Here is a 1,165-nt window from a genome sequence, read left to right on the forward strand (position 1 = left end):
CCCGCCATATAATATTTGGCTGGATAGTTGTGGTAGGGATAGGCAATCACACCGAGTGGTGCAGTGGTTGGATTGTCGAAGGGATAAACCACTTTGTAGGACGTACCGACCACATAAGGGAATCGGGTATCTTTAAATGATGGCGCATTAACTGAACCATACGCCGATTTTTGTAAGAAAGGATTAAGCATCCAGAGGCGATGCCCCACATCTCCTGCAAACAGATTTAATTTGTCATGCACCATATTTGTAATGCTTTCGGCAGGTGAATAGTCATATTTATTCTGTCTTACCCCCATTTCCAAACTACTGGTTTTTGCACCCACTGCACCAATATCTGAATAGCAGTTTGTGGTCGCTTCAGGGTAATGAGTCAAGATGTTGTTTGCCGCAAGAATCAGGGCAGTCTGCATCATCTCATCTTCATGGGCATAATCGTATGTAATACTTGGCAACCCATGCAAGGCACGAACCGTATTGAGCTCATGTAAAAACTCATTTCTAAACTTTGCTCTGAGCTTACCTGCATAACAGTTATTGATATCGGGTGCATCACCCATAGATGAAGCTTTAAACACATCAAAGCTGATGGTTTTACTCTCTGCTGCCAGTGTTTTAGCATCCCCCTCTTGAGTAAGTTTAAGGGTACATAACCCTGCACCAATCCCTTTGAGTTCCCCCTGACTATAGGTACAGGTTGATGAAGAAAGGCTGCTAATCGTGACAGGTAGTTTGGCACTGGATTCCGTATCCAGTGAATACACACTCTCCGTCAGGATATATTTGATTTTTAGTGGGGTAATGGTTTGCTTGAGCTTATTCACGCACACATTATTTTCTAGATATTGCTCAGCCGCACAACTCACATTGACGGTCATGCTGCTATTCAGTGCTAGAACTTTTGCCGTCCCTGCCTGTGTCAATACCAGATTACACTGACCGACTTTATGCGCTTTAAGTTCACCGCCACTTACACTACAGATGTTGGGTGTGTTACTGCTAAACGTTACTACTAGACCTTGATCTGTTTGCAGCGATAATGGATAGCGTTGACCTTGAATCAGCGTACTGAATGGTAGTGACTGAATATTCTGCACTACCTTGTTTTTACATACACCCTCTTCCAGATATTGGCTTTCAACACAGGTCACGGGCTTAGGGATTG

1 protein-coding gene is annotated in these 1,165 nt (G+C 43.7%); it reads right to left on the reverse strand.

Going from position 1 to position 1,165, the window contains the following annotated elements; all coding sequences use genetic code 11:
• On the reverse strand, positions 1-1,165 hold a 1,165-nt coding region (locus F957_RS03460; RefSeq protein ID WP_032864690.1), incomplete at both ends, for a CAP domain-containing protein.

Origin of the sequence: Acinetobacter gyllenbergii CIP 110306 = MTCC 11365 (assembly GCF_000413855.1) — a bacterium.
In the GTDB taxonomy this organism is placed as follows: Bacteria; Pseudomonadota; Gammaproteobacteria; order Pseudomonadales; family Moraxellaceae; genus Acinetobacter; species Acinetobacter gyllenbergii.